The organism is Stenotrophomonas sp. KH_029 (genome assembly GCF_057839765.1).
The window spans coordinates 2,351,489-2,372,384 of sequence record NZ_CM174498.1 but is presented as its reverse complement, the minus strand read 5'-3'; the positions used below and the strand labels follow the sequence as shown (position 1 = coordinate 2,372,384).

Sequence of the window (20,896 nt, the reverse complement as noted above, 5' to 3'; positions counted from 1 at the left end):
ATCGCATTGGGGCGGCGGGCCAGGTCATCTTGTTTGCGTACGATCACCGCTCGTGGCACCAACGCCCGGTCTTTGCCGGCCTGGCGGGTAGTGCCGGGCCAGCGGCTCACGCCTGGCCGCGTTCGCTGGTGATGGTGGCGCCCTCGCGCATGACCAGGGTTACCGGGGTCTTTTCCACCACTTCCAGCAGGCGCTGCCACTGCGCATCGGTGAGCGCGCCGCTGGCGTGCAGCACCCGGTGCACCACCAGCTTGCCGGCCGCATCGCGGGTCGAACTCAGTTCGGCACGGAACTGGCCCAGTTCCCAGCCTTTCTTTTCCGCGTACATGCGCAGGGTGATCGCGGTACAGGCCGACAGCGAGGCCAGGTACAGATCGAATGGAGCCAGCCCGGCGCCTTGCCCGCCCAGCGTGGCCGGCTCATCGGCGATCACCGCATGCGCACCGCTGCGGATCTGGTGGCGGTAGTTGGGGCCGTCGGAAACGATCTGGACCTGTGCCATGGGGCGGTGCCTGCGCAGTGTGGGAGGTGGCCAGCATCGCATGCCATGCCCATCGGCTGCGGCATTGCCGGGTCGATGTGCGCATTACCGCCGCCGCAGGCCCGGGTGGGGCAGGGCGGCAAGCACATCGTTGGCTATCAGCTCATGCACGGCGCTTCTTGCCGCCGCCGCGCAGGTGCAGGCGGCATGAATGAAATCAGTGCCTTATCAATGTAGCTGGTGGCGTCGTCGCATTGCCACAGCTGCCATCGCCTGGCGATGGATTGACGCGCCGAACACGCACGGCAGGATACGGGCGGCCATCACTTCCGCAGGATCCCGCATGACCCGTCGTGCTTCTGTGCTACCCCGCCGCCTGTCGGCCGCCATTTCGCTGGGCCTGCTGGCCGGCCTGCCCGGCATCGGCGCCGCGCAGGCGCCTGCACCGGCGGTAACCCAGCTCGACCAGGTCAGCGTGCTGGGCAGCCGCACCCAGCCGCGCACCGTGCTGGAGTCGCCGGTACCGATCGACGTGCTCGGTGCCGACGACATCCGCAGCAGCGGCTATACCGACATCAGCCAGATCCTGCAGGCGTTGCTGCCGTCGTTCAACTTCCCGCACCCGACCACCCCCGACGGCAACACCCATATCCGCTCGGCCGCCCTGCGCGGGTTGTCGCCGGACCAGACCCTGGTGCTGGTCAACGGCAAGCGCCGCCATGCCAGTGCCTGGGTCAATACCGGCGGCACCGTCGGCAAGGGCGCGGTGTCCACCGACCTCAACGCGATCCCGGTCAGTGCGATCGCGCGGATCGAGGTGCTGCGCGATGGGGCGTCGGCGCAGTACGGCTCCGACGCGATCGCCGGGGTGATCAATATCGTGTTGCGCGAGGACGACGGCACCGAGGTCCGGGCCAGCCATGGCAGCACCCGTGACGGCGGCGGCGATACCAGCACCATCGCGCTGGATACCGGTTTTGCGTTTCCCAGCGGCGGTGGCCTGCACCTGACCTGGGACTACCGCAAGCGCGAGGCCGCCGACCGCGGCCTGGCCGATACCCGCCAGCAGTACTTCGGGATCGGCCGCAACGGCGCACCGGTGGCCCTGGCCGGCGGCTATGGCAGCGGCACCGGGCTGGCGCCGATCGGCGGTGCAGCGGCCGGTGCGGTGGCCGACCCGCGCGAGGCCGGCATCGACCGCGACGCGCTGTGGCGCTTTGCCGATTCGGCCGACACCGAGGACAAGACCGTGTTCGGCAACCTGCGCAAGCCACTGGCCTGGGCCGAGGGCCTGGAGGCCTATGCGTTCGGTGGCTACGGGGTCAGTGAAGGCAGTTCCACCGCGTCGCTGCGCCGGGCCGGGCAGGCCGAGAACGTGCGCGCGATCTACCCGGACGGTTTCCTGCCCTGGGTGGACACGCGCAGCAGCAATGCGTCGTTCGGTGCCGGCCTCAAGGGCCTGGCCGGCGACTGGCAGTGGGACCTGAGCAGCGTATATGGGCGCAACAAGCTGGTGTACCGCACCCGCAATACGCTCAACGCCACCCTGGGCGCGGACAGCCCCACCGCGTTCTACAACGGCGCGTTGCAGGCCTCGCAATGGACCACCAACCTGGATGCCAACAACAGCCTGGAGATCGGCTGGCACGCGCCGTTGCGGCTGGCCCTGGGCGCCGAGTTCCGCCGCGACACCTACGGCATCGATGCCGGTGAACTGGCATCGTATGTCTGGGGCCCGTACCGGGTCCTGGATGGGCCTGCGGCCGGCAGCGTGCCGACCATTGGTTCGCAGGGTTTTGCCGGCATCCAGCCGGTGGACGCCGGCAACCACCATCGCTACAACGTATCGGCCTACGCCGAGGCGGAGACAGAACTGAGCGATCGCCTGCTGGTCACGCTGGCCGGGCGTTGGGAGGACTACAGCGATTTTGGCGGTACCACCAACGGCAAGCTGGCACTGCGCTACCAGCTCGATGGCGGTGTTGCACTGCGCGCCTCGATCAGCACCGGCTTCCACGCCCCGGCACTGGCCCAGCAGTACTTCAGTTCGACCAGCAGCCGCACCCTCAACAACGCGGTCAGCGGCCTGCCCGAATATGTGCTGGTGCGCACCGCGCCGGTTGACTCGGTGGAGGCGCGCGCGCTGGGGGCACGGGCACTGGAGCCGGAGCAGGCCACCAATCTTACCGCCGGCCTGACCTGGGGCATCGGTGGCCTGAGTGCATCGCTGGATGTCTACCGCATCGATATCGACGATCGCATCTTCCTGTCCAGCAACTTCGTCGATGCCGCTGGTTCCAACGCGATCCGCAACTACCTGGCCGCGCTCGGCTCGCCCGGAGTGACCAGCGTGCGCTACTTCAGCAACGCCGCCGACACCCGCACCACCGGCATCGACGCGTCGGCACGTTACCGCTGGGAACTGGCCGATTACGGCCGGCTCACCGCCACGCTGGGCTACAACCGCAACAAGACTGAACTGACCCGGGTTGCCTCCACCCCGGCCGAACTGAGCGCGCTGGGCGTGCGCACGCCGCTGTTCGACATCACCGAACGCACCCGTGTGGAGAGCGGTCAGCCGCGCGACAACCTGACCGTGGCACTGGCCTGGGACATCGGCCGCTGGGGGATCAACCTGGGCACGCATCGCTACGGGCGGATCGAAGCGGTGGCCGCCACCAACCAGAGCGCGGCCAACGTGGCGTTGTTCGCACAGGGCTCGACCCGCTTTCGCACCCTGCCCACCGAGGCCGGCGGCGCCGGCAACCTGGATGTGATCCAGCGGTTGGAGGCAAGCTGGGTGACCGACCTGGACATCTCCTTCCGCGCCAGCGACGCGCTGATCGTGGTAATCGGCGCCAACAACCTGTTCAACACCTATCCCACCCGCAACATCGCCACCACCACCCAGGTGTCCGGCGCCGATACCTTCGGCGTGTTTCCGTACAGCGAACTGTCTCCGTACGGCTGGAGCGGTACCTATTACTATGCCCGCCTGGAGACCCGTTTTTGATGGATACCACTCTGATGGGCACCCCACCGATGGCCACGTCGCCCGATGCACCCGCGACCGATCCCGGCCGCCGCCGCTGGCTGCGCGCCGGCATGACCGGTGCGGCCAGCGTGGCGCTGCTGCCCGCCTTGGGCCTGGCGCGTTCCGCGCCGGCAACCGTGGCGCCGGTGACCACCGACGTGCTGCGGCTGGACCTCAACGAAAGCAGCTATGGGCCCTCGCCAACGGTGGCACCGGCAGTGCAGCGGGCCCTGGCCGACGCGCCGCGCTACGTGACGGCCAGCCAACTGCAGGCGCTGCAGCAGCAGATCGCCGTGCTCGAAGGCGTTGCAGCCGAGCAGGTGATCGTCGGCGAGGTGCTCGAAGCACTCGGCCAGCACCTGGCCCTGACGCAGGGGGCCGGCGGTTTCGTCTATTCGGTCCCCGGCTATGGCGCCCTGGTCGACGCGGCCAGGCCGTTTGGTGGCCGCGCGGTGGAAGTGCCGCTCAACGCGGCGCTGGAAAATGACCTGCCGGCGTTGCTGGCCGCGATCGGTGCCGATACCCGCGCGCTGTTCGTGGTCAACCCGCACAATCCGTCGGGCACGCTCAGCCCCGGCGCGGACTTCGATCGTTTCGTCAGCGCCGCCCAGGCGCGCACCCTGGTGATCGTCGATGAAGCCTACCTGGACTACCGCGACGATGCCGCCGCGTTGAGCGCGGTGCGGCTGCTGCGGCAGGGCCAGAACGTGGTGGTGTTCCGCACCCTGGGCAAGATCCACGCGCTGGCCGGGCTGCAGGTCGGCTACGCGCTGGTGCCGGCGGCGCTGGCCACCGCGTTGCGCCAGCGCGGAGTGGGCGGGGCGCATGCGCAGAACCAGCTGTCGCTGGCCGCGGCCGGCGCGGCATTGGCCGACACTGCCCATACCACGCAGGTACGGGCGCGCGTGGCCGTCGAGCGCCAGCGGTGGCAGGCGCTGCTGGCCGGGCTGAAGCTGCGCTCGACCGCGGCGGCCGGAAATTTCGTGTTCTTCGACAGCGGCCATCCGCACGCGCAGGTGGCCGCCGGATTGCTGGCGCGGGGCGTACGCATCGCACGCGTGTTTGCACCCTATGACCGCTGGGTGCGCATCAGTATCGGCACGCCGGAGGAAAACCGCCGCGCACAGCGGGCGTTGCGCGAAGTGCTGCAGGCGTTGGGTGGCGCGCGCGGCTGATATCGGCGCGCCGATGACCCGGTCGGCCATAGGCCGAGGTAGAGTAGCTTTCCCTTTCAACGAATCCACGCCGTGACGCCCAGGTTCTGGCTGCTGCAAACGCTGGGTTGGTCGCTGTTTGTGCTGATCGCCTATCTGGCCCGCCCCGGCGAAGCGGCGGTGCCCGACGTGCTGGCGCTGCTGGGCGTGATTGCACTCAGTGCGGGCGGAATGGCCGCCAGCCAGGCGTTGCGCTGGCTGCAGGCCGGCCATGGCGAACTGCGCTGTCGCCGGCCGGGATGAGCGGCGGCAGGCGGCCAGATGCGTTTGGGGCAGAGCAGGCGGCTCGGGTATGCTTGACCGTGCAGCGCGGGGAAGGCGCGGCCATACCGCCTTGGCGTCAGCACGCGCGCCGCGCGCCACGTAGCACCACCTACCGACGGATGACCGATGGCCATCGCCCTGATTGCGTTGCTGTTTCTGGAGTTGATTGTCCAGTTCGCCTGGACGCCGGCCTACTATGGCTGGGGCATCGCGCTGTTCAAGCGGCGCATCGCCACCCCGGCGGCGGCACCGGTGCGGCTGTCGCCGGGCAGCCTGGAACGCGACATGGCCGTGGACACCCGGCTGCCGCTGGTCTTCCACGCCATGCCCGACGGCCGCATCGCGTTTCGTGAGAGCTTCGCGGTGCGTTTCTATCCGGTGATGCGCGGCCGGATCGAGGTCGATGCCCGGCGCCGCGAAGTGCGGGTGCTGGGGCTGTGCAACTGGAACACGCTGGCCATCACCCTGACCATGCCGTTCATGATTGCGCTGCGCCCCAGTGCGGCGCCGATGCTGTTGATGCTGGTGATGTTCCTGGTCTGCTTCCTGGTCCAGCGCAAGCGGTTCCTGGGCGTGGTGGAGGCGGTGCGCGCGCAGCTGGGCGATGACAGCGCCGGGTTGGCCGCACTGGAAGAACGCGTGCGCCTGCAGCGGGCGCGTTGAGACGGCGTTCCACTGGTTCATGTGACCGGTGGCGGGCGTCGGCATCACGGGGTGCATCACATCCCGGTGGCAGGATGGGGCGGGTCGATCCCCCCTTTCTCGAGGAGCCATGCCATGGAATCGTCCGTTGTTTCGCCCCGGCCCCGGGCCATCCATCCGTTCCACGCGGCGGTGCTCGGCGGCGTGCTGCCGCTGTTCCTGGGCGCCCTGCTGGCCGACTACGCCTACTGGAGCAGTTACGAAATCCAGTGGAGCAACTTCGCCGCCTGGCTGCTGGTCGGGGCGATGGTGGTGACCAGCGTCGCGCTGCTGTTGGCCATCGTCGGGCGGCTGCGCGGCAGTGCCGGCACCGTCTACCTGGTCGCGCTGATCGCGACCTGGGTGGTGGGTTTTGTCAACGCGCTGCACCACGCCCGCGACGCGTGGGCGATCATGCCCGGTGCGCTGCTGCTGTCGGCGCTGGTCAGCGTGCTGGCCCTGGTGGCCACCTGGATCGGTTTTTCCAGCCTGCGCGCCGGAGGTGCACGATGAAACGCCAAACGATCACGCTGTTGTCCGTCTCGGTGCTGGCCGCGGCCCTGGCCGCCTGCAGCCCGGCCGCGCCGCCGCTCAACCAGTACGGTGCCGACCCCCAGCTGCCCACGCCGAACCGCGGGGTGATGCCGGACATGACCATCGCCAAGCCGACCGCCTGGGGCGATCGGGTGCCCAGTGTGCCCAAGGGCTACCGGATCGCGGCGATCGCTACCGGGCTGGCCATTCCACGCCAGACCCTGGTGCTGCCCAACGGCGACATCCTGGTGGCCGAAGGGCGTGGCGGCAGCGCGCCCAACCTCAAGCCCAAGGATGTGATCGCCGGCCGGATCAAGTCCAAGGGCAACACCGCCGTCAAGGGCGGCAACCGCCTGACCCTGTTGCGCGACGCCGACGGCGATGGCGTGTATGAGCTCAAGACGGTGTTTGCCGACGGCCTCAACGCCCCCTATGGCCTGGCCCTGATCGGCAATGCGCTGTATGTGGCCAACCAGGATGCGCTGGTCCGCTTCGACTACCACGATGGGCAGACCCGGGCCAGCGGCGCGCCGGTCAAGCTCACCGACCTGCCGGCGGCGATCAACCACCACTGGACCAAGTCGCTGGCCGCCAGCGCCGACGGGCGTTACCTGTATGTCGGCATCGGTTCCAACAGCAACATCACCGAGCGCGGCATGGCCGTGGAAATCGACCGCGCCCAGGTCTGGCAGATCGACGCGGCCAGCGGCGCGCACAAGGTATTCGCCACCGGCCTGCGCAATCCCACCGCACTGGTGATCCAGCCCGGCACCGGTGCGCTGTGGGCGGTGGTCAACGAGCGCGATGAGATCGGCCCGAACCTGGTGCCGGACTATCTGACCTCGGTGCGTGAGGGCGCCTTCTACGGCTGGCCGTACAGTTACTGGGGCAAGCACGTGGATACGCGGGTGATGCCGCAGAACCCGGCCAAGGTGGCCAGCGCGATCGCCCCGGACTACGCGCTGGGCTCGCACGTGGCTGCGCTGGGTGTGGCGTTTTCATCGCCGGCGATGGGCGCGGCGTTCGCCGACGGGGTGTTCGTCGGCGAGCATGGCAGCTGGAACCGCAATCCGCCGGTGGGCTACAAGGTGGTGTTCGTTCCGTTCCGCGACGGCCGCCCGGCCGGGGACCCGGTCGATGTGGTGACCGGTTTCCATGGCGAGGATGGCCTCACCCGCGGCCGCCCGGTCGGGGTCACGCTGGACCCTCGTGGCGGGTTGATCGTGGCCGATGATCTGGCCAATACCATTTGGCGGGTGACCCCGGTGGCAGCGACCGCACCCCCCGCCCGGTGACGGGGCGGCAGGCCGGCACCCGGTGCCGGCCTGCGCTACTCAACCGGCCTGACCCAACCGCTGCTTCAACTGCGCGATCTCCGCCTCGCTGATCCCGATCGCCTTCAGATAGCCCTCGGCGCCGCCATACTGCTGGTGCAGCGCGGCCAGGAAGGTCTGCATGTTCTCCGGCGCGGTGCCGGCCATGCCGGCCAGCTTCCTGCCGATCTCCGGGTTCTGCTTGATCAACGCCATGATCTGCGCGTTCATCGCGCTGTCCTTGGGCTGGCCCTGCAGGTAGTGGGCGGAAATGGCGTAGTTGTGCACGATCTCGGCCTGCGATACACCGGCCAGGTCCAGCAGCAGGCCGGCGATGACGCCGGTGCGGTCCTTGCCAGCGGTGCAGTGGAACAGCACCGTGCCGTCGCGCTCGGCGGCAATGCGCTGGAACACCTGCTTGAATTGCGGCTGGCTGTGGCCCAGCCATTGCACGTAGGCCGCGCCCAGCGTGTCGGGGAAGCTGGCCATCATCTTGGGCAGGTCCATCTTCTCGGTGCCCATCAGCGAAATGCGCTGGTAGGCAAAGCGCGCGTCGTCGGCCAGCAGGTCCGGCGACTGCGCCTGCTCATCGGCGGTGCGCAGGTCGATGTCCAGGGTGACCCCGGCCACGGCCAGGGCATCGCGGTCGGCGGCGGTCAGCTGCCCCAGGTCGGCGGTGCGCACGAAGGCATTGGCCGGGATCGGCCCGTGCGCGCCCTGCAGGCCGGCGAAGCTGCGCACGTTCCATGCGCCCTGCAGCGGCAGCACGCGCTGTGCGTCGGCGGCCAGCGGCTGTACGTTGGCAGTCGCGGTGGAATGGGCCGGTTCGGCCGTGACCGCCTGGCCATTATCGGCCAGGGCGCTGCCGGCCAGCAGCGGCAGGCTCAGTGCCAGGGAAAGCGCGAACGCGAGCGGGGTGTGTCGGATAGGCATCGGAATCTCCAGGGGTCAGAAGTGGACGCTCAGGTCCAGGCCATAGGTGCGCGGATCGTTGAAGATGCCGGTCTGGCCCAGTGCGGCGCTGTTGAGCTTGTAGAACAGGTGTTGTTCGTCCAGCAGGTTGCGCGCCCACAACGACACGGCCATGGTGGTGCCGGTCGCGTTCAGCGGCACGTCGATCAGTGCCACCCGGGCATTGACCACCAACGAGCTGTCGGTGAGCATCTGGTCGTACTCGCTGGTGTAGAACCCATCGGACCAGTTGCCGTCCAGATGGAATTTCAGCGCCGAGAAATTGGCGAACGGCACCAGGTAATCCAGCGACAGGCTGCCGGCGTTCTTCGGCGCCAGCAGCGGCTTGACGGTGACTTCCACGCCGGCGCCGAACGGGTCGACCGCGGTCTGCGCATCGATCCGGGTGTAGGCGTAGTTCAGCCCCACGGTCAGGTTATCCACCGGCATCACGCTGAACTCCAGCTCGGCACCGCGCGAACTGCCCTTGTTGAGGGCATTGGTGGTGACCATGGTGGTGCGGGTGACACCGCTGTTGGGGTCGAACGGCAGCGAGAAGTCGATCTGCTTGTGCTCGATGGTCGCATCGAACAGCGCCAGGTTGAGCCGTGCGCGGTTGTCCCAGAACTGCGACTTGAAGCCCAGCTCGAACGCGGTCACTTCCTCCGGCGCAAACGCGGTGTAGGTGGTGGAGCGCGAGTTGGCGCCGCCGGCCTTGAAGCCGGTGCTGTACTTGACGTAGACCATCGCCGCCTCGGTCAGGTCGTAGGCGATGTTGAACATGGGGTCGAAGCGGCCCCAGGCATCGTCGAAGGCCAGCGTGGTGGGCGCGCCGTTGACGATGGACAGGCTGCCTTTCTTTTCATCGCGGGTGTAGCGGCCGCCGGCGGTCAGGTGCAGCCGTTCGATCGACGCCGGCGTCCAGGTGGCCTGGCCGAACAGGCCCAGGCTGTCGGTCCAGGCCTTGCTGGCGCGGTCGATGCGCACGTTGGCCAGGTTCAGCGGGTTGGTGGCCGGGTTCAGCCCATAGCTGTTGCCGCCCGGGCCCCACTGCAGCATGTTCGGGGTCTGCGCGTTGTCGCCGGCGGTTTCGTGATAATAGAACGCGCCGGCCAGGAACTGCACCTGCGCGGTGTTGCCGACCAGCTGGAATTCCTGGCTGTACTGGTGCTGGTAGACCTGGGCCAGGCTGTAGCGGCCGAAGGCGCTGTTGGGACCGGTATAGGCCGAGATCGCATCGACCAGGCCCATGTCGAACTGGCCCTGGGTCAGTTCGCGGTAAGAACTGATCGATTTCAGTTCCAGGTTGTCGTTGAGCGTCCAGCCCAGGTTGAGCAGGTGGCCGCTGGTACGGCCGATATTGTCTTCCTGCGGGCCGCCCAGGATCGATGCATCGCGCCGGTCCTGGCTGGCGCCGGTCTTCTGCAACGGGCTCAATGCCGGGCCTGGTACCAGCACCTGGGTGTGGTAGGGCGTGCTCGCATCGTAGGAACGGTCGAAGGCGTACAGCGCCGAGAACGTATCGCTGGGCTGCCACAATGCGCTCACCCGCGCGCCACGCTTGTCGTAGCGGTTGAAATCGCGCTCGCCGCGCATCGGGTTGTCGGTGGTGCCACCGCGCGTGGCCTGCACCGCATCGATCTTGACGCTGACATCGGCAACCTTGGGCAGGTCCAGGTGCAGGCCGCTGTTGTAACCGCTGTAGTTGGACACCCCGGCGCTGACACTGCCGCCGAATTCGCCGGTGGGCGCCTTGGTGACGATGCTGATCGCACCGCCCTCGGTGTTGCGGCCGAACAGGGTGCCCTGCGGGCCCTTCAGCACCTCGATGCGCTCCACGTCGTACAGCATGCTGCCCAGGCCCTGTGCGCGGCCCATGAACACGCCATCCACGTATACGCCCACGCCGGCATCGCGCGCGGGCTGGTTGGCATCGCCGGAGGCGCCGATGCCGCGGATGCCGATGTTCAGCGCCGAGCTGCGGGTGGCGAACGGGGTGACCCGCAGCGACGGAATCGAGCCGTCGGACAGGCTGCCCAGCGAGATCGCGCTGCGGTCCTTCAATGCTTCGGCGTCCACCACCGAGACCGAGATCGGGGTGTCCTGCAGGTTGGTGGCGCGCTTCTGCGCGGTGACCACCACCTGGTCCAGCGCGACTACGTCGCGGGCGGCGCTGTCGGCGGTATCGGCCGCCTCGTTGGCGGCGGCAAGGCCGGGCAGGGCGGTGGCGATGGCAAGGGCGAGCAGATGGCGGTGCAGCAGGGCGTAGCGCATCGGAGTCGTTCACGGCAAGGAGGGGGCCGGCGCAGTCTGGGTGCGTGAAATGACAGGTGAATGACCGTTCATTCATGGGTACGCATGGCGTACCATCTCCCCACACTGGATGCCCGATACGACATGCAATGACGCCCAACCCTTCCTCTGTATTCCCGGTCGATGATGCCGCTGCCGCCCGGGCCGAGGCCCAGCGCCAACGCATCCTGGATGCCGCGCAGCGCTGCTTCATCACCCGCGGGTTCCACGCCGGCTCGATCAGCGAGATCGCGGCCGAGGCGGAAATCAGCCAGGGATTGATGTACCGCTATTTCGAGAACAAGCGGGCACTGATCCTGGCGCTGATCGAACGCCAGCTGGCCCATGACCAGGCCTCGATCGACCACATGCCGGCATCGTCGGACCTGGTCGAAGGCCTGCTGCGCTGCTACCAGCAATGGGCGCGCGGCGAGACCCTGGATACCCATGGCAACGCCATCGCCAACGTCGCGCTGTATGCGGAAATCACCGCCGAAGCCCAGCGCGACCCGGTGGTGGCGCAGGTGTTGCGCCGGCATGACCGGCAGACCAGTGGCGCGATCACCGCATGGCTGCGCCAGCACGACGCCGCCCGCGGACGCGTCGCCGACGAGGCCGACCTGGCACGGCGCACGCTGTTGATGCGCCTGCTGGTGGAAGGCCTGGCAATGCGCGCGGTGCGCGATCCCGATCTGGCTGCCGATACCGTGCGCCACCTGTTGGCGTCCATCATCGCCACGGTGCTGGCCGAACAGTAACGCGGCCCTGCCCAGGGCAGGCAGCACCGGGTCCTACCCGGCCGCCTCGATCGGTCGGTTGCACGGCCGGCCGGTGTGCCGGCCGCCTAGCGCTGGGACATGGGGTAGGAGCCGGCACACACATCGCCTTCCTCGGCACCGGCAATCCATTGGTTGAGCTGCTTCACGCGGTCGCGGGTGAGCTGTTCGTACTCGGCGTTCTGGCACATCGGCAGCACGCTGCCATAGTCGGTCGGGCTGGGGTAGCGCGCGGCCAGCTGCGCATCGCGGAATGCCACCCAGGCGCGCTGCGCCGCCTTGAATTTGGCGATGAAGGCCGTGTCCGACGCATTGGCCGCCAGCACCTTGGCATACACGCGATTGAGTTCGGCGTCGGCGCTGCGGGCGCTGTTGCTGGCGCATTGGTTGAGCCCGGCCTGCGACTGCTCGGGACTGTCGCAGGCCATGCCATCGGAGGTGCGCGGCGTTGCCGCCGCCTTGCCAGGCGGGGTGGCGGCCACCGCCGATGCGCTGGCCATCATCAGCAGGCAGGCGGACAGGACGAGGGGGAGCGGCAGGGCGCGCATGCGGTCTTCTCCAGCGGGCGGTCAGGAAGGCGAACGCGCGGCGCTGGCGTGCCAGCGCCGCGTATCGGGCACCTGCGGATTAGCGCCGCAGCCGCATCATGGGGGTGTGAAACCCTGGCGCTCACGGCGCGAAGGGTGATCTTGGACGATGAGAAGTTGGTCTACGTATTGGTGCGGCTGGAGAGGTATGCCTCCCCAGCTTACCCACCACCAGCTTCAACTTCACATTGGCCGTCGCGTTACGCCTTGGCGGCAAGCCGCTGCAGCAGGACCTTGGCGGCCTCTTCCGACGAGGCCGGGTTCTGGCCGGTGATCAACAAGCCGTCGCGGACTACGTACGAACTCCAGTCCGGGCCCTTGGAGTAGTCGCCGCCCAGCGCCTTGAGCGTGTCCTCGACCAGGAACGGCACCACCGCGGTCAGGCCGACGGCTTCTTCCTCGCTGTTGGTGAAACCGGTGACCTGCTTGCCGGCGACCAGCGGCTTGCCGTCGGCGGTCCTGACGTGGCGCAGCACGCCCGGCGCATGGCAGACCAGCGCGACCGGCTTGCCGGCGGCAATGAAGGCCTCGATCAGCGCGATGGAATGGGCGTCTTCGGCCAGGTCCCACAACGGGCCATGCCCACCGGGGTAGAGCACGGTATCGAAATCGGCCGGCGACACACTGTCCAGGCGGACGGTGTTGGCCAGCTGTGCGGTGGCATCGGCGTCGGCTTCAAAGCGATGGGTGGCGTCGGTCCTGAAGTCCGGCTCGTTGCTCTTGGGATCCAGCGGCGGCTGCCCACCCTTGGGCGAGGCCAGCACGATCCGGGCGCCGGCATCCTTGAAGGCGTAGTAGGGCGCGGCCAGTTCTTCGAGCCAGAAGCCGGTCTTGCGGCCGGTGCTGCCGAGTTGGTCGTGCGAGGTCAGGACAATGAGGACGTTCATGAGGCTGGGGCTCCTGCGAGCGTTTGATTAGACCGCCCGCCCGGTGAGGGGGCCGAGAAAACGCACGTCATCGGGTGCGTGCTGGTATATTCCCCGCCCCCACGCATCGCCAAGTCCAGCCCCGCCATGAGCACGACCCGGAAACACTACAAACACCCCGCCGAATCGGAGATCGGCCCGGGCACGTTGTACATCGAGGCACAGGGCGATGTGATCGTCCGGCAGGTGGAAAGCTACCGTAGCGTGCTGGTCTGGGCCGACAAGTCCGGGCAGGCCGACGATCGCTTCCCACTGTCCGACCAGCCCTTGTCCTGGCTGGACCTGGATGCCGATGACAGCATCACCGCCGGTGAATTCGACGCCGTCTGGAAACGCGCCAAGGCCGTGTCCGGTTGAGGGTGCCGACGGCCTGGACTCAGACCGTCCAGCCCGTGCTTTGCGCCGCCGCCACATGCATCAGCTGGTCCAGCTGGCGCAGCGCCCGGTGCAGTTCCTGGCGGTTCGCCGCCGCCCCCAGTGAGATCCGCACCGCATCGTTGATCGCCACCCCGTCCGGGGTGAATGCCGAGGACGGCGCGATGCCCAGTCCCTGCAATCGCGCCGCATGGGTCAGGCTGGCGTCGGTCCAGTGGGCGGGCAAACGGCACCAGGCATGCACGCCGGCGCAGTGCTGCAGGAAGCGCGGCGACAGCGCGGACTGGGCCAGGTAGCGGCGCTCGGCCGCTTCTTCCTGCACCAGCGCGAGCAGGGTCTGCGCCGAGCCGTCCAGGATCAGTTGGGTCACCAGCGCGTTCATCAGTGGCGGCGCCATCAGGTTGACCGCGCGCAGTGCATCCAGCACGGCCTGGCGCGACACGCCGTCGGGCAGATGTACAAAGCCGGTGTGCAGGCCGGGACTGAGGCACTTGGACAAGGTGGAGATGTAGCAGGTGTGCCGCGGCGCGAGCAGCGCGAGCGGGGCTGGGGCGTGCTCGACCAGCAGCCAGTAGGGGTCGTCTTCGATCAGGCGCAGGTCGTGCGTGCGCAGCACCTCGGCCAACTGCTCGCGGCGGGCCTGCGGCAGGGTCCGCGCGGACGGATTCTGGGCGGTCGGGTTGAGGTAGACCACGCGTGCACCGCCGGCGCGTGCGTGCCGGCGCAGCGCATCCGGGCGCATGCCGTGTTCGTCGCACTCCACTACCTGCAGCCGCCGTTGTAGCACCCGCGCGGCATGCAGCAGGCCGGGGTAGACCAGCGGCTCGCACAATATCGTGTCGCCGGCGTCGGTCAGGGCCAGGATCAGGGCCGACAGCGCGGCCTGCGCGCCTTCGGTGACCACCAGTGCTTCGGCGGCCACCTTGCCGAGGATCGGCTTGAGCCACTGCTGGGCCGCCAGGTGATCGGCGCGGCTGCCGCCGCCGACGTGGTAGGTCATCAGGTTGCCCGCGTCGCTGCGGGTCAGCACCGAGGACAGGCCGCGCCGCAGCATGTCCGCGACCTGGCCACCGCCAGGACTGGGCGGCAGGTTCATGCTCAGGTCGACCAGTTGGGTCAGTTCCACCTTGGGCGGGGCAACGAACGAGCCCAGTGGCCCGCGCGCATCGATCAGGCCGCGCTTGCGTGCTTCGGTGAAGGCGCGGGTGATAGTGGTCAGGTCCACGCCAAGTTCAGTGGCCAGGGCGCGCTGCGCGGGCAGGCGCTGGCCGGGACGCAGCGCGCTGGACCACACCGCGCGCTCCAGCGCCTGCACGATGCGCAGGTAGACCGGCCCGTGGCCGTCGGCGATGAGGCTGCTCCATTCCATGCGCGCATGGTACGCGCGCTGCCGGGCAGGCCTGCGACAGTGTGTCGCATCATGTATGGATCATGTCGTTGCCTAACGTACGCCACTGCGGCGGGCACCCCCCATGCATATCGGTCATGCAGAGGGGTGTCCGCCACTTTTCATGATCCGGGCCGCCCGGCCCGGCACTGCGTTGGAAGGGCCGTCCCGCATGATCCCCGTTACACAACCTGCTCGCTGCGCCACGCCGGCCGGTCGAGCCCGCGCCGGACGCTGGTTCGGCCTGGCAGCGCTGCTGCCCCTGCTTGCCGGGTGTACCTCCCTGGAGCTGTTCAACCCCATGGGCAGCATCGCCGAACAGGAGATGCAGCTGATCCTGGTCTGCACCGGCCTGATGCTGCTGGTGGTGATCCCGGTGATCATCCTCACGCTGTACTTCGCGTGGCGCTATCGCGCCTCCAACACCCAGGCCACCTACGCGCCGGACTGGTCGCACTCCACCGCGATCGAAGTGGTGATCTGGACCATTCCGTGCCTGATCATCGTGGTGCTGGCGGTGCTGATCTGGAACAGCACCCATGCGCTTGACCCGTACCGGCCGATCGCCTCGGACAAGGCGCCGTTGCGCGTGGAAGTGGTGGCCTTGAACTGGAAGTGGTTGTTCATCTACCCCGACCACAACGTGGCCACGGTCAACGAACTGGTGATGCCGGTCGATACGCCGGTGGCCTTCAAGCTCACCTCCGAGTCGATGATGAATGCTTTCTTCGTGCCGCAGCTGGGCAGCATGGTCTACACCATGGCCGGCATGCAGACCCGGCTGCACCTGATCGGCCACACCCCGGGCACCTACGCCGGGATGTCGTCGGCCTACAGCGGCTCGGGCTTTTCGGACATGAAGTTCCCCGCGCGTGTGGTCACCGAAGCCGATTTCAGCGCCTGGCTGGCGCAGGCCCGCAGCAGCGGCGCGCACCTGGATGCCGCCCGCCTGGCCGAACTGGAAGTGCCCACCCATGGCGCGCCGCTGCAGCGTTTCAGTGGCGTGGACACCGGCCTGTTCGATCGCATTGTGGGCCGTTACCACGGCATGGGCGATGACGAAATCTGCCTGCCGGGCGAGCAGCCCGGGGCCACCTCAAAGACGTCGAGCCTGGCCGCGTCTGCCAGCCGTACCGCGGAGAACTGATTGTGCTTGGAAAGTTGAACCTCGAGGCGATTCCCTACCACGACCCGATCATCATGGCCGCGCTGGGCGGCTCGCTGCTGCTGGGGCTGGCGATCATCGCGGCCATCACCTATTACAAAAAGTGGGGCTACCTGTGGACCGAGTGGGTCACCTCGGTGGACCACAAGAAGATCGGCGTGATGTACATCCTGCTGGCCCTGGTCATGCTGGTGCGCGGCTTTGCCGATGCGTTGATGATGCGCGCCCAGCAGGCGATCGCGGCCAACGATGCAGCCGGCTACCTGCCGCCGGAGCACTACGACCAGATCTTCACCGCCCATGGCGTGATCATGATCTTCTTCGTGGCCACGCCGCTGATCGTGGGCCTGATGAACATCGTGGTGCCGCTGCAGATCGGTGCGCGCGACGTGGCCTTCCCGTTCGTCAACTCGCTCAGTTTCTGGCTGTCGGCGGTGGGCGCGGCGCTGGTGATGCTGTCGATGTTCGTCGGCGATTTCGCCGCCACCGGCTGGGTGGCCTATCCGCCGCTGTCGGGGATCGAGTACAGCCCGACGGTCGGGGTGGACTATTACATCTGGTCGCTGCAGGTGTCGGGCATCGGCACCACGCTGACCGGGCTGAACTTCATCGTCACCATCCTCAAGATGCGTGCCCCGGGCATGGACCTGATGAAGATGCCGGTGTTCACCTGGACGGCGCTGATCACCAACATCCTGATCGTGGCGATCTTCCCGGTCCTCACCGCGACCCTGCTGCTGCTGACGATGGACCGCTACCTGGGCATGCATTTCTTCACCAATGATGCCGGTGGCAACGCGATGATGTACGTCAACCTGATCTGGATATGGGGCCATCCGGAAGTGTACGTGCTGATCCTGCCGTGCTTCGGCGCGTTCTCGGAGATCATCGCCACCTTCTCGGGCAAGCCATTGTTCGGCTACCGTTCGATGGTGTATGCGACCTGTTCGATCGGGGTGCTGTCGTTCTTCGTCTGGCTGCACCACTTCTTCACCATGGGCTCGGGCGCCAACGTCAATGCCTTCTTCGGCATCATGACCTCGATCATCTCCATTCCCACCGGGGTGAAGCTGTTCAACTGGCTGTTCACCATGTACCGCGGCCGCATCCGCTACCACTCTTCCACCTTGTGGACGATCGGCTTCATGGTCACCTTCGCCCTGGGCGGCATGACCGGGGTGATGCTGGCCATTCCCGGCGCGGACTTCGTGCTGCACAACAGCCTGTTCCTGATCGCGCACTTCCATAACGTGATCATCGGCGGAGTGGTGTTCGGCTGCCTGGCCGGCATCAGCTTCTGGTTCCCCAAGGCGTTCGGTTTCACTCTCAACGAGCGCTGGGGCAAGATCTCGTTCTGGTGCTGGCTGGTCGGTTTCTACCTGGCGTTCATGCCGTTGTACGTGCTCGGTTTCAAGGGCATGACCCGGCGCATGAACCACTACGCGGTCGACGGCTACCAGCCGTGGCTGATCGTGGCTGCCATCGGTGCGCTGGTGATCGCCGCCGGCATCGCGGCGATGTTCATCCAGTTCTATGTCAGCGTGCGCGACCGCAAGGCCAACCTGGACCTGACCGGCGACCCGTGGAACGCGCGCAGCCTGGAATGGGCCACCGCCTCGCCGCCGCCGTTCTACAACTTCGCCACGCTGCCCACCATCACCTCGCTGGAGCAGCATTGGGACGACAAGCAGCACGGCCGCGCCGGGCAGCGACCGGTCCGTTACCAGGACATCCATATGCCGCGCAATACCGCCGCCGGGGTGGTGATCTCGGTGTTCAGCCTGGTGCTGTGCTTTGCCCTGGTCTGGCATATGTGGGTGCTGGCCGGCATCGGCCTGGTCGGGGTGATCGCCACCTTCGTGCTGCGTTCCTATGACCGCGACGTGGACTATTACGTGCCTGCCGCCGAGGTGGAGCGCATCGAACTAGCGCATTACGCGCAGCTGCAAGGAGCCAAGGCATGAGCGGCGATACTCTGGTGGCCGGCCCGGCGCATGGGCAGCTGGAGGCCGGTCACCACGACCACGGCCATGAGCACCACGACGACGGCAACAAGACCGTGGTCGGGTTCTGGATGTACCTGATGGGCGACTGCCTGATCTTCGCGGTGCTGTTTGCCACCTTCGGGGTGCTGCTCAACGGCACCGCCGATGGCCCCAGCGGCAAGGATCTGTTCAAGCTGGGCTTTGTGCTGTCCGAAACGGTGGTGCTGTTGCTGAGCAGCTTCACCTTTGGTGTGGCGATGCTGGGCATGCAGGCCGGCAAGCGCAACCAGGTGGTGGCCTGGCTGGTACTGACCGGCATGCTCGGCGCGGTGTTCATCGGCATGGAGCTGTATGAGTTCGCCGAACTGATCCACGAAGGTGCCACCCCGGACGTGAGCGCCTATCTCTCGGCGTACTTCACCCTGGTGGCCACCCACGGCCTGCACGTCAGCTTCGGCCTGCTGTGGCTGGCGATCATGGTCCACCAGGTGCTGAAGTTCGGCCTGGACGGCATCGTGCGCCGCCGCCTGGCCTGCCTGAGCCTGTTCTGGCATTTCCTCGACCTGGTCTGGATCTGCGTGTTCACCTTCGTCTATCTGCGGGAGTTCGTATGAGCGCCGGTACTGCTGAAACCGACCACGGCGGCGGCCACGCCACCCTCAAGGGCTATGTCATCGGCCTGCTGCTGTGCCTGCTGCTGACCGGCGCCTCGTTCGGCGTGGTGATGGGCGAGCTGGTGCCGCAACCGCTGCGCCTGACCGCCATCGTGGTGCTGTGCGTGGTGCAGCTGGTGGCCCAGCTGGTGCTGTTCCTGCATATCGGCGCCGGCCGCAGCCAGCGCGAGAACACCGGCATCTTCCTGTGCACAGCGTTCCTGATCGCGATCGTGGTGGCAGGTTCCCTGTGGGTGATGCACAACGCCACCCAGAACATGATGCCGCTGCAGTTGTGAGCCGGTACCTGCGCCTATCGCTGCCCGGCATCGTGCTGGCCGTTGCCGTCCTGCTGTGTGCCACCGCCCCGGTAGCGGCGGCCGGCACCGTGATCGCCAGCCAGGCCTGGATCCGGCTGCCACCGGCCGCCGCCGGCGTGGCCGCCGGTTATGTCCAGCTGTACAACGGCGGCCGTGCCGACCGCCTGCTGGCGGCGCGTGCTGCCGGGTTCGGCCAGGTGCAGATCCATGCCATGCGCATGGACGGGGAAGTCATGCGCATGCAGGCCTTGCCCGATGGCCTGGCGCTGCCGGCCGGGCAGGTCACCACGCTGCAGCCCGGCGGCCTGCACCTGATGCTGATCGCGCCCGAACGCCCGCTGCGGGCCGGCCAGCAGGTGGCGGTCACGCTGCAGTTCGCCACTGCCGGCGAGCAGACCGTGGTGTTCGTGGTGGCCCAAGGCAGCGGCGGGCACGGAGCAGGGCGATGAGCGTGCGTGCGCTCGCAGTGGGGCTGGGCCTGGCGCTGCTGGCGGCCTGCAGCAACGAGCCGGCGCCGATCATGGGCCGCGCCGCGCTGCAGTCGGTGGCCCTGCACAGCAGCGACGGCCGTGAACTGTCGATCGGCAGCCTGCGCGGTCGGCCCACGCTGTTGTTCTTCGGTTTCACCCATTGCCCGGAAGTGTGCCCGCTGAGCCTGCTCAAGGCGGTGCAGCTCAAGCAGCGGCTGGGCCCGCTGGCCGATTCGCTGCAGGTGGCATTTGTCACCGTCGACCCGCGTCGCGACACCCCGGCGCATCTGCGCCAGTACCTGGCCGCGTTCGACCCGGCGTTCATCGGCCTGGCCGGCGACGAGGCCGGTACGCGTGCCGTGGCCGAAAGCCTGGGCGTGAGCTATCGCCAGGTCGGCGAGGGCGAGACGGCCACCTTCGAGCACACCGCCTCGTGGTTCCTGCTCGGTGCCGACGGCACGCTGCAGGAAGTGCTGGGCTATGCGCTCAGCGATGCGCAGATGGAAGCGCGGTTGCGGGCGCGGCTGGCACCGAATCGTTGATCCGGCACCGGCGATGAGTACCGCAGCACCGCCTGGCGCTACCCCGCACTGGCCCGCACCTCCCAGCACGCCGCCGTAAATCGCACGCTGTCGCCTTCCACGAACGGGGCGAATGCCTGTTCGACTGCTGCCAGTACCCGGGCGCGGGTGGCAGCGTCGCTATCGGCGCTGCGCAGTGCGCTGCCCACCGGACCCAGCAGCGAGATATAGGTGCGCAGGTCCCTGCGCGGGATCTGGCAGGGAACGTCGATGGCGGTGAGCTGCAGCTCGGTCCAGCCGCTGTCGGTAAGGATGGCGCGTACGCGTACGCGGTCGGGGTCGGCGAAGGCGAATTGGCCGGGGGCGTCCGGGTCGCGTGCCGGCAGCGTCAGCAACGGCGCTGCGGCGCGCTCGGCGGTGGTCATGAAGGCATTCTCGGCCGCGCTTCGCCAAGTCAGTGCGTGCAGGTTGCCGCCGTGGCGGGTGGCGTGGCGCAGCCGGGTGAAGGCCTGCACCGGGTCGTCGAAGAACATCACCCCGAAGCGCGAGACGATGCGGTCGACGCTGGCCGGGGCGAAGGCATGCCGCTGCGCGTCGGCAACCACGAAGTCTACGTCCAGGCCGGCGTCGCGGGCGCGCTGCCGCGCCCGTTCGATCATCGTCGCAGCGATGTCCACGCCGGTGCAGTGGCCGCCGCTGCCCAGGCGGGCGGCGATGGCCAGGCTGACCGCGCCGGTGCCGCAGCCGATGTCCAGCAGCTGCTGTACTGCGCCGGCGGGCAGGGCCTGGGCGAGCAACCTGGCGAACGGGGCGAACATGCCGTCGAGCAGGCTCTGGGCCTGGACCCAGGCCTGGCCGGCCGGGCCATTCCACAGGGCGTGTTGTGCGTTGTCGGTCATCGAAGGCTCGGTCTGGGCTTGCCAGCAGGGGTGGGGAGCCCGCACTCTGCCACTTCAAGTGCACTTTA

21 protein-coding genes are annotated in these 20,896 nt (G+C 67.9%); 14 read left to right on the top strand and 7 right to left on the bottom strand.

Features of this window, described 5'->3' with window-relative positions; genetic code table 11:
- Positions 1–106 precede the first annotated feature (106 nt).
- On the bottom strand, positions 107–502 hold the full coding sequence (locus tag AC3ITM_RS10705) for an OsmC family protein (RefSeq protein ID WP_489264887.1): 396 nt from the start codon (positions 500–502) through the stop codon (positions 107–109).
- 322 nt (positions 503–824) lie between these two features.
- Between AC3ITM_RS10705 and AC3ITM_RS10700 the strand changes: the two genes are divergently transcribed.
- From AC3ITM_RS10700 to AC3ITM_RS10675, 6 genes are all read left to right on the top strand, one after another.
- Positions 825–3,494: a TonB-dependent receptor plug domain-containing protein gene (locus tag AC3ITM_RS10700; protein ID WP_489264886.1), complete on the top strand. Its 2,670-nt coding sequence runs from the start codon at positions 825–827 to the stop codon at positions 3,492–3,494.
- A complete protein-coding gene (locus AC3ITM_RS10695; protein WP_489264884.1) occupies positions 3,494–4,690 on the top strand; it encodes a pyridoxal phosphate-dependent aminotransferase in 1,197 nt (398 codons plus the stop codon). The genes AC3ITM_RS10700 and AC3ITM_RS10695 overlap by 1 nt, the downstream gene beginning before the upstream one ends.
- Before the next feature lie 72 nt (positions 4,691–4,762).
- The gene (locus AC3ITM_RS10690; protein ID WP_489264882.1) at positions 4,763–4,972 is read left to right on the top strand and encodes a hypothetical protein; all 210 of its coding nucleotides are present in this window, start codon (positions 4,763–4,765) and stop codon (positions 4,970–4,972) included.
- Between the two features lie 147 nt (positions 4,973–5,119).
- Positions 5,120–5,656, top strand: coding sequence for a hypothetical protein (locus tag AC3ITM_RS10685; protein ID WP_489264880.1), 537 nt, complete (start codon positions 5,120–5,122; stop codon positions 5,654–5,656).
- Positions 5,657–5,770: 114 nt separating this feature from the next.
- A complete protein-coding gene (locus AC3ITM_RS10680; protein ID WP_489264879.1) occupies positions 5,771–6,187 on the top strand; it encodes a hypothetical protein in 417 nt (138 codons plus the stop codon).
- On the top strand, positions 6,184–7,503 hold the full coding sequence (locus AC3ITM_RS10675; protein ID WP_489264878.1) for a PQQ-dependent sugar dehydrogenase: 1,320 nt from the start codon (positions 6,184–6,186) through the stop codon (positions 7,501–7,503). Before AC3ITM_RS10680 ends, AC3ITM_RS10675 begins: the two co-directional genes overlap by 4 nt.
- Before the next feature lie 39 nt (positions 7,504–7,542).
- Here AC3ITM_RS10675 and AC3ITM_RS10670 read toward each other — a convergent pair whose 3' ends face one another.
- Positions 7,543–8,454 carry a tyrosine-protein phosphatase gene (locus AC3ITM_RS10670; RefSeq protein WP_489264876.1) on the bottom strand — a complete coding sequence of 304 codons (912 nt, stop codon included), beginning with the start codon at positions 8,452–8,454 and terminating at the stop codon, positions 7,543–7,545.
- Between the two features lie 15 nt (positions 8,455–8,469).
- The gene (locus AC3ITM_RS10665) at positions 8,470–10,746 is read right to left on the bottom strand and encodes a TonB-dependent receptor (protein WP_489264875.1); all 2,277 of its coding nucleotides are present in this window, start codon (positions 10,744–10,746) and stop codon (positions 8,470–8,472) included.
- Positions 10,747–10,874: 128 nt separating this feature from the next.
- Here AC3ITM_RS10665 and AC3ITM_RS10660 point away from each other — a divergent pair, with 128 nt between their 5' ends.
- Positions 10,875–11,522 (top strand): TetR/AcrR family transcriptional regulator, encoded by a 648-nt coding sequence (locus AC3ITM_RS10660; protein WP_489264873.1) that lies wholly within the window; start codon positions 10,875–10,877, stop codon positions 11,520–11,522.
- An 86-nt stretch (positions 11,523–11,608) separates the two neighbouring features.
- On the opposite strand, the gene AC3ITM_RS10655 is transcribed toward AC3ITM_RS10660, so the two are convergent.
- Together AC3ITM_RS10655 and AC3ITM_RS10650 are read right to left on the bottom strand one after the other, a co-directional pair.
- Positions 11,609–12,088: a lysozyme inhibitor LprI family protein gene (locus tag AC3ITM_RS10655; RefSeq protein WP_489264871.1), complete on the bottom strand. Its 480-nt coding sequence runs from the start codon at positions 12,086–12,088 to the stop codon at positions 11,609–11,611.
- A gap of 239 nt (positions 12,089–12,327) precedes the next feature.
- Positions 12,328–13,014 carry a type 1 glutamine amidotransferase domain-containing protein gene (locus AC3ITM_RS10650; RefSeq protein WP_489264869.1) on the bottom strand — a complete coding sequence of 229 codons (687 nt, stop codon included), beginning with the start codon at positions 13,012–13,014 and terminating at the stop codon, positions 12,328–12,330.
- Between the two features lie 126 nt (positions 13,015–13,140).
- On the opposite strand from AC3ITM_RS10650, the gene AC3ITM_RS10645 reads away from it, so the two are divergent.
- Positions 13,141–13,410, top strand: a complete 270-nt coding sequence (locus tag AC3ITM_RS10645; RefSeq protein WP_489264867.1) for a hypothetical protein — start codon at positions 13,141–13,143, stop codon at positions 13,408–13,410.
- 19 nt (positions 13,411–13,429) lie between these two features.
- On the opposite strand, the gene AC3ITM_RS10640 is transcribed toward AC3ITM_RS10645, so the two are convergent.
- A complete protein-coding gene (locus tag AC3ITM_RS10640) occupies positions 13,430–14,797 on the bottom strand; it encodes an aminotransferase-like domain-containing protein (RefSeq protein ID WP_489264866.1) in 1,368 nt (455 codons plus the stop codon).
- A 190-nt stretch (positions 14,798–14,987) separates the two neighbouring features.
- On the opposite strand from AC3ITM_RS10640, the gene cyoA reads away from it, so the two are divergent.
- From cyoA to AC3ITM_RS10610, 6 genes are read left to right on the top strand one after another with little or no spacing between them, the layout of a single operon-like run.
- Positions 14,988–15,962 carry a ubiquinol oxidase subunit II gene (gene cyoA / locus AC3ITM_RS10635; protein ID WP_489264865.1) on the top strand — a complete coding sequence of 325 codons (975 nt, stop codon included), beginning with the start codon at positions 14,988–14,990 and terminating at the stop codon, positions 15,960–15,962.
- Positions 15,963–15,964: 2 nt separating this feature from the next.
- Positions 15,965–17,944 (top strand): cytochrome o ubiquinol oxidase subunit I, encoded by a 1,980-nt coding sequence (gene cyoB, locus AC3ITM_RS10630; protein WP_489264863.1) that lies wholly within the window; start codon positions 15,965–15,967, stop codon positions 17,942–17,944.
- Complete coding sequence (gene cyoC, locus AC3ITM_RS10625) at positions 17,941–18,579, top strand: cytochrome o ubiquinol oxidase subunit III (protein ID WP_489264861.1); 639 nt, start codon at positions 17,941–17,943, stop codon at positions 18,577–18,579. Before cyoB ends, cyoC begins: the two co-directional genes overlap by 4 nt.
- A complete protein-coding gene (cyoD, locus tag AC3ITM_RS10620; protein WP_489264859.1) occupies positions 18,576–18,917 on the top strand; it encodes a cytochrome o ubiquinol oxidase subunit IV in 342 nt (113 codons plus the stop codon). The genes cyoC and cyoD overlap by 4 nt, the downstream gene beginning before the upstream one ends.
- Complete coding sequence (locus AC3ITM_RS10615) at positions 18,914–19,387, top strand: copper chaperone PCu(A)C (protein ID WP_489264857.1); 474 nt, start codon at positions 18,914–18,916, stop codon at positions 19,385–19,387. The genes cyoD and AC3ITM_RS10615 overlap by 4 nt, the downstream gene beginning before the upstream one ends.
- Entirely contained in the window at positions 19,384–19,950 is a 567-nt protein-coding gene (locus tag AC3ITM_RS10610; protein ID WP_489264855.1) for an SCO family protein, read from the top strand. The genes AC3ITM_RS10615 and AC3ITM_RS10610 overlap by 4 nt, the downstream gene beginning before the upstream one ends.
- 38 nt (positions 19,951–19,988) lie before the next feature.
- Here AC3ITM_RS10610 and AC3ITM_RS10605 read toward each other — a convergent pair whose 3' ends face one another.
- Entirely contained in the window at positions 19,989–20,828 is an 840-nt protein-coding gene (locus AC3ITM_RS10605; RefSeq protein ID WP_489264854.1) for a class I SAM-dependent methyltransferase, read from the bottom strand.
- Positions 20,829–20,896 lie beyond the last annotated feature (68 nt).

Coding starts and splice junctions, on each gene's coding strand:
- AC3ITM_RS10685 (WP_489264880.1), top strand. CDS start 5,120: ATGGCCATCGCCCTGATTGCGTTGCTGTTTCTGGAGTTGATTGTCCAG.
- AC3ITM_RS10680 (WP_489264879.1), top strand. CDS start 5,771: ATGGAATCGTCCGTTGTTTCGCCCCGGCCCCGGGCCATCCATCCGTTC.
- AC3ITM_RS10610 (WP_489264855.1), top strand. CDS start 19,384: ATGAGCGTGCGTGCGCTCGCAGTGGGGCTGGGCCTGGCGCTGCTGGCG.
- AC3ITM_RS10705 (WP_489264887.1), bottom strand. CDS start 502: ATGGCACAGGTCCAGATCGTTTCCGACGGCCCCAACTACCGCCACCAG.
- AC3ITM_RS10700 (WP_489264886.1), top strand. CDS start 825: ATGACCCGTCGTGCTTCTGTGCTACCCCGCCGCCTGTCGGCCGCCATT.
- AC3ITM_RS10695 (WP_489264884.1), top strand. CDS start 3,494: ATGGATACCACTCTGATGGGCACCCCACCGATGGCCACGTCGCCCGAT.
- AC3ITM_RS10645 (WP_489264867.1), top strand. CDS start 13,141: ATGAGCACGACCCGGAAACACTACAAACACCCCGCCGAATCGGAGATC.
- AC3ITM_RS10665 (WP_489264875.1), bottom strand. CDS start 10,746: ATGCGCTACGCCCTGCTGCACCGCCATCTGCTCGCCCTTGCCATCGCC.
- AC3ITM_RS10655 (WP_489264871.1), bottom strand. CDS start 12,088: ATGCGCGCCCTGCCGCTCCCCCTCGTCCTGTCCGCCTGCCTGCTGATG.
- AC3ITM_RS10640 (WP_489264866.1), bottom strand. CDS start 14,797: ATGGAATGGAGCAGCCTCATCGCCGACGGCCACGGGCCGGTCTACCTG.
- cyoA (WP_489264865.1), top strand. CDS start 14,988: ATGATCCCCGTTACACAACCTGCTCGCTGCGCCACGCCGGCCGGTCGA.
- AC3ITM_RS10650 (WP_489264869.1), bottom strand. CDS start 13,014: ATGAACGTCCTCATTGTCCTGACCTCGCACGACCAACTCGGCAGCACC.
- AC3ITM_RS10670 (WP_489264876.1), bottom strand. CDS start 8,454: ATGCCTATCCGACACACCCCGCTCGCGTTCGCGCTTTCCCTGGCACTG.
- AC3ITM_RS10660 (WP_489264873.1), top strand. CDS start 10,875: ATGACGCCCAACCCTTCCTCTGTATTCCCGGTCGATGATGCCGCTGCC.
- cyoD (WP_489264859.1), top strand. CDS start 18,576: ATGAGCGCCGGTACTGCTGAAACCGACCACGGCGGCGGCCACGCCACC.
- AC3ITM_RS10605 (WP_489264854.1), bottom strand. CDS start 20,828: ATGACCGACAACGCACAACACGCCCTGTGGAATGGCCCGGCCGGCCAG.
- cyoC (WP_489264861.1), top strand. CDS start 17,941: ATGAGCGGCGATACTCTGGTGGCCGGCCCGGCGCATGGGCAGCTGGAG.
- AC3ITM_RS10675 (WP_489264878.1), top strand. CDS start 6,184: ATGAAACGCCAAACGATCACGCTGTTGTCCGTCTCGGTGCTGGCCGCG.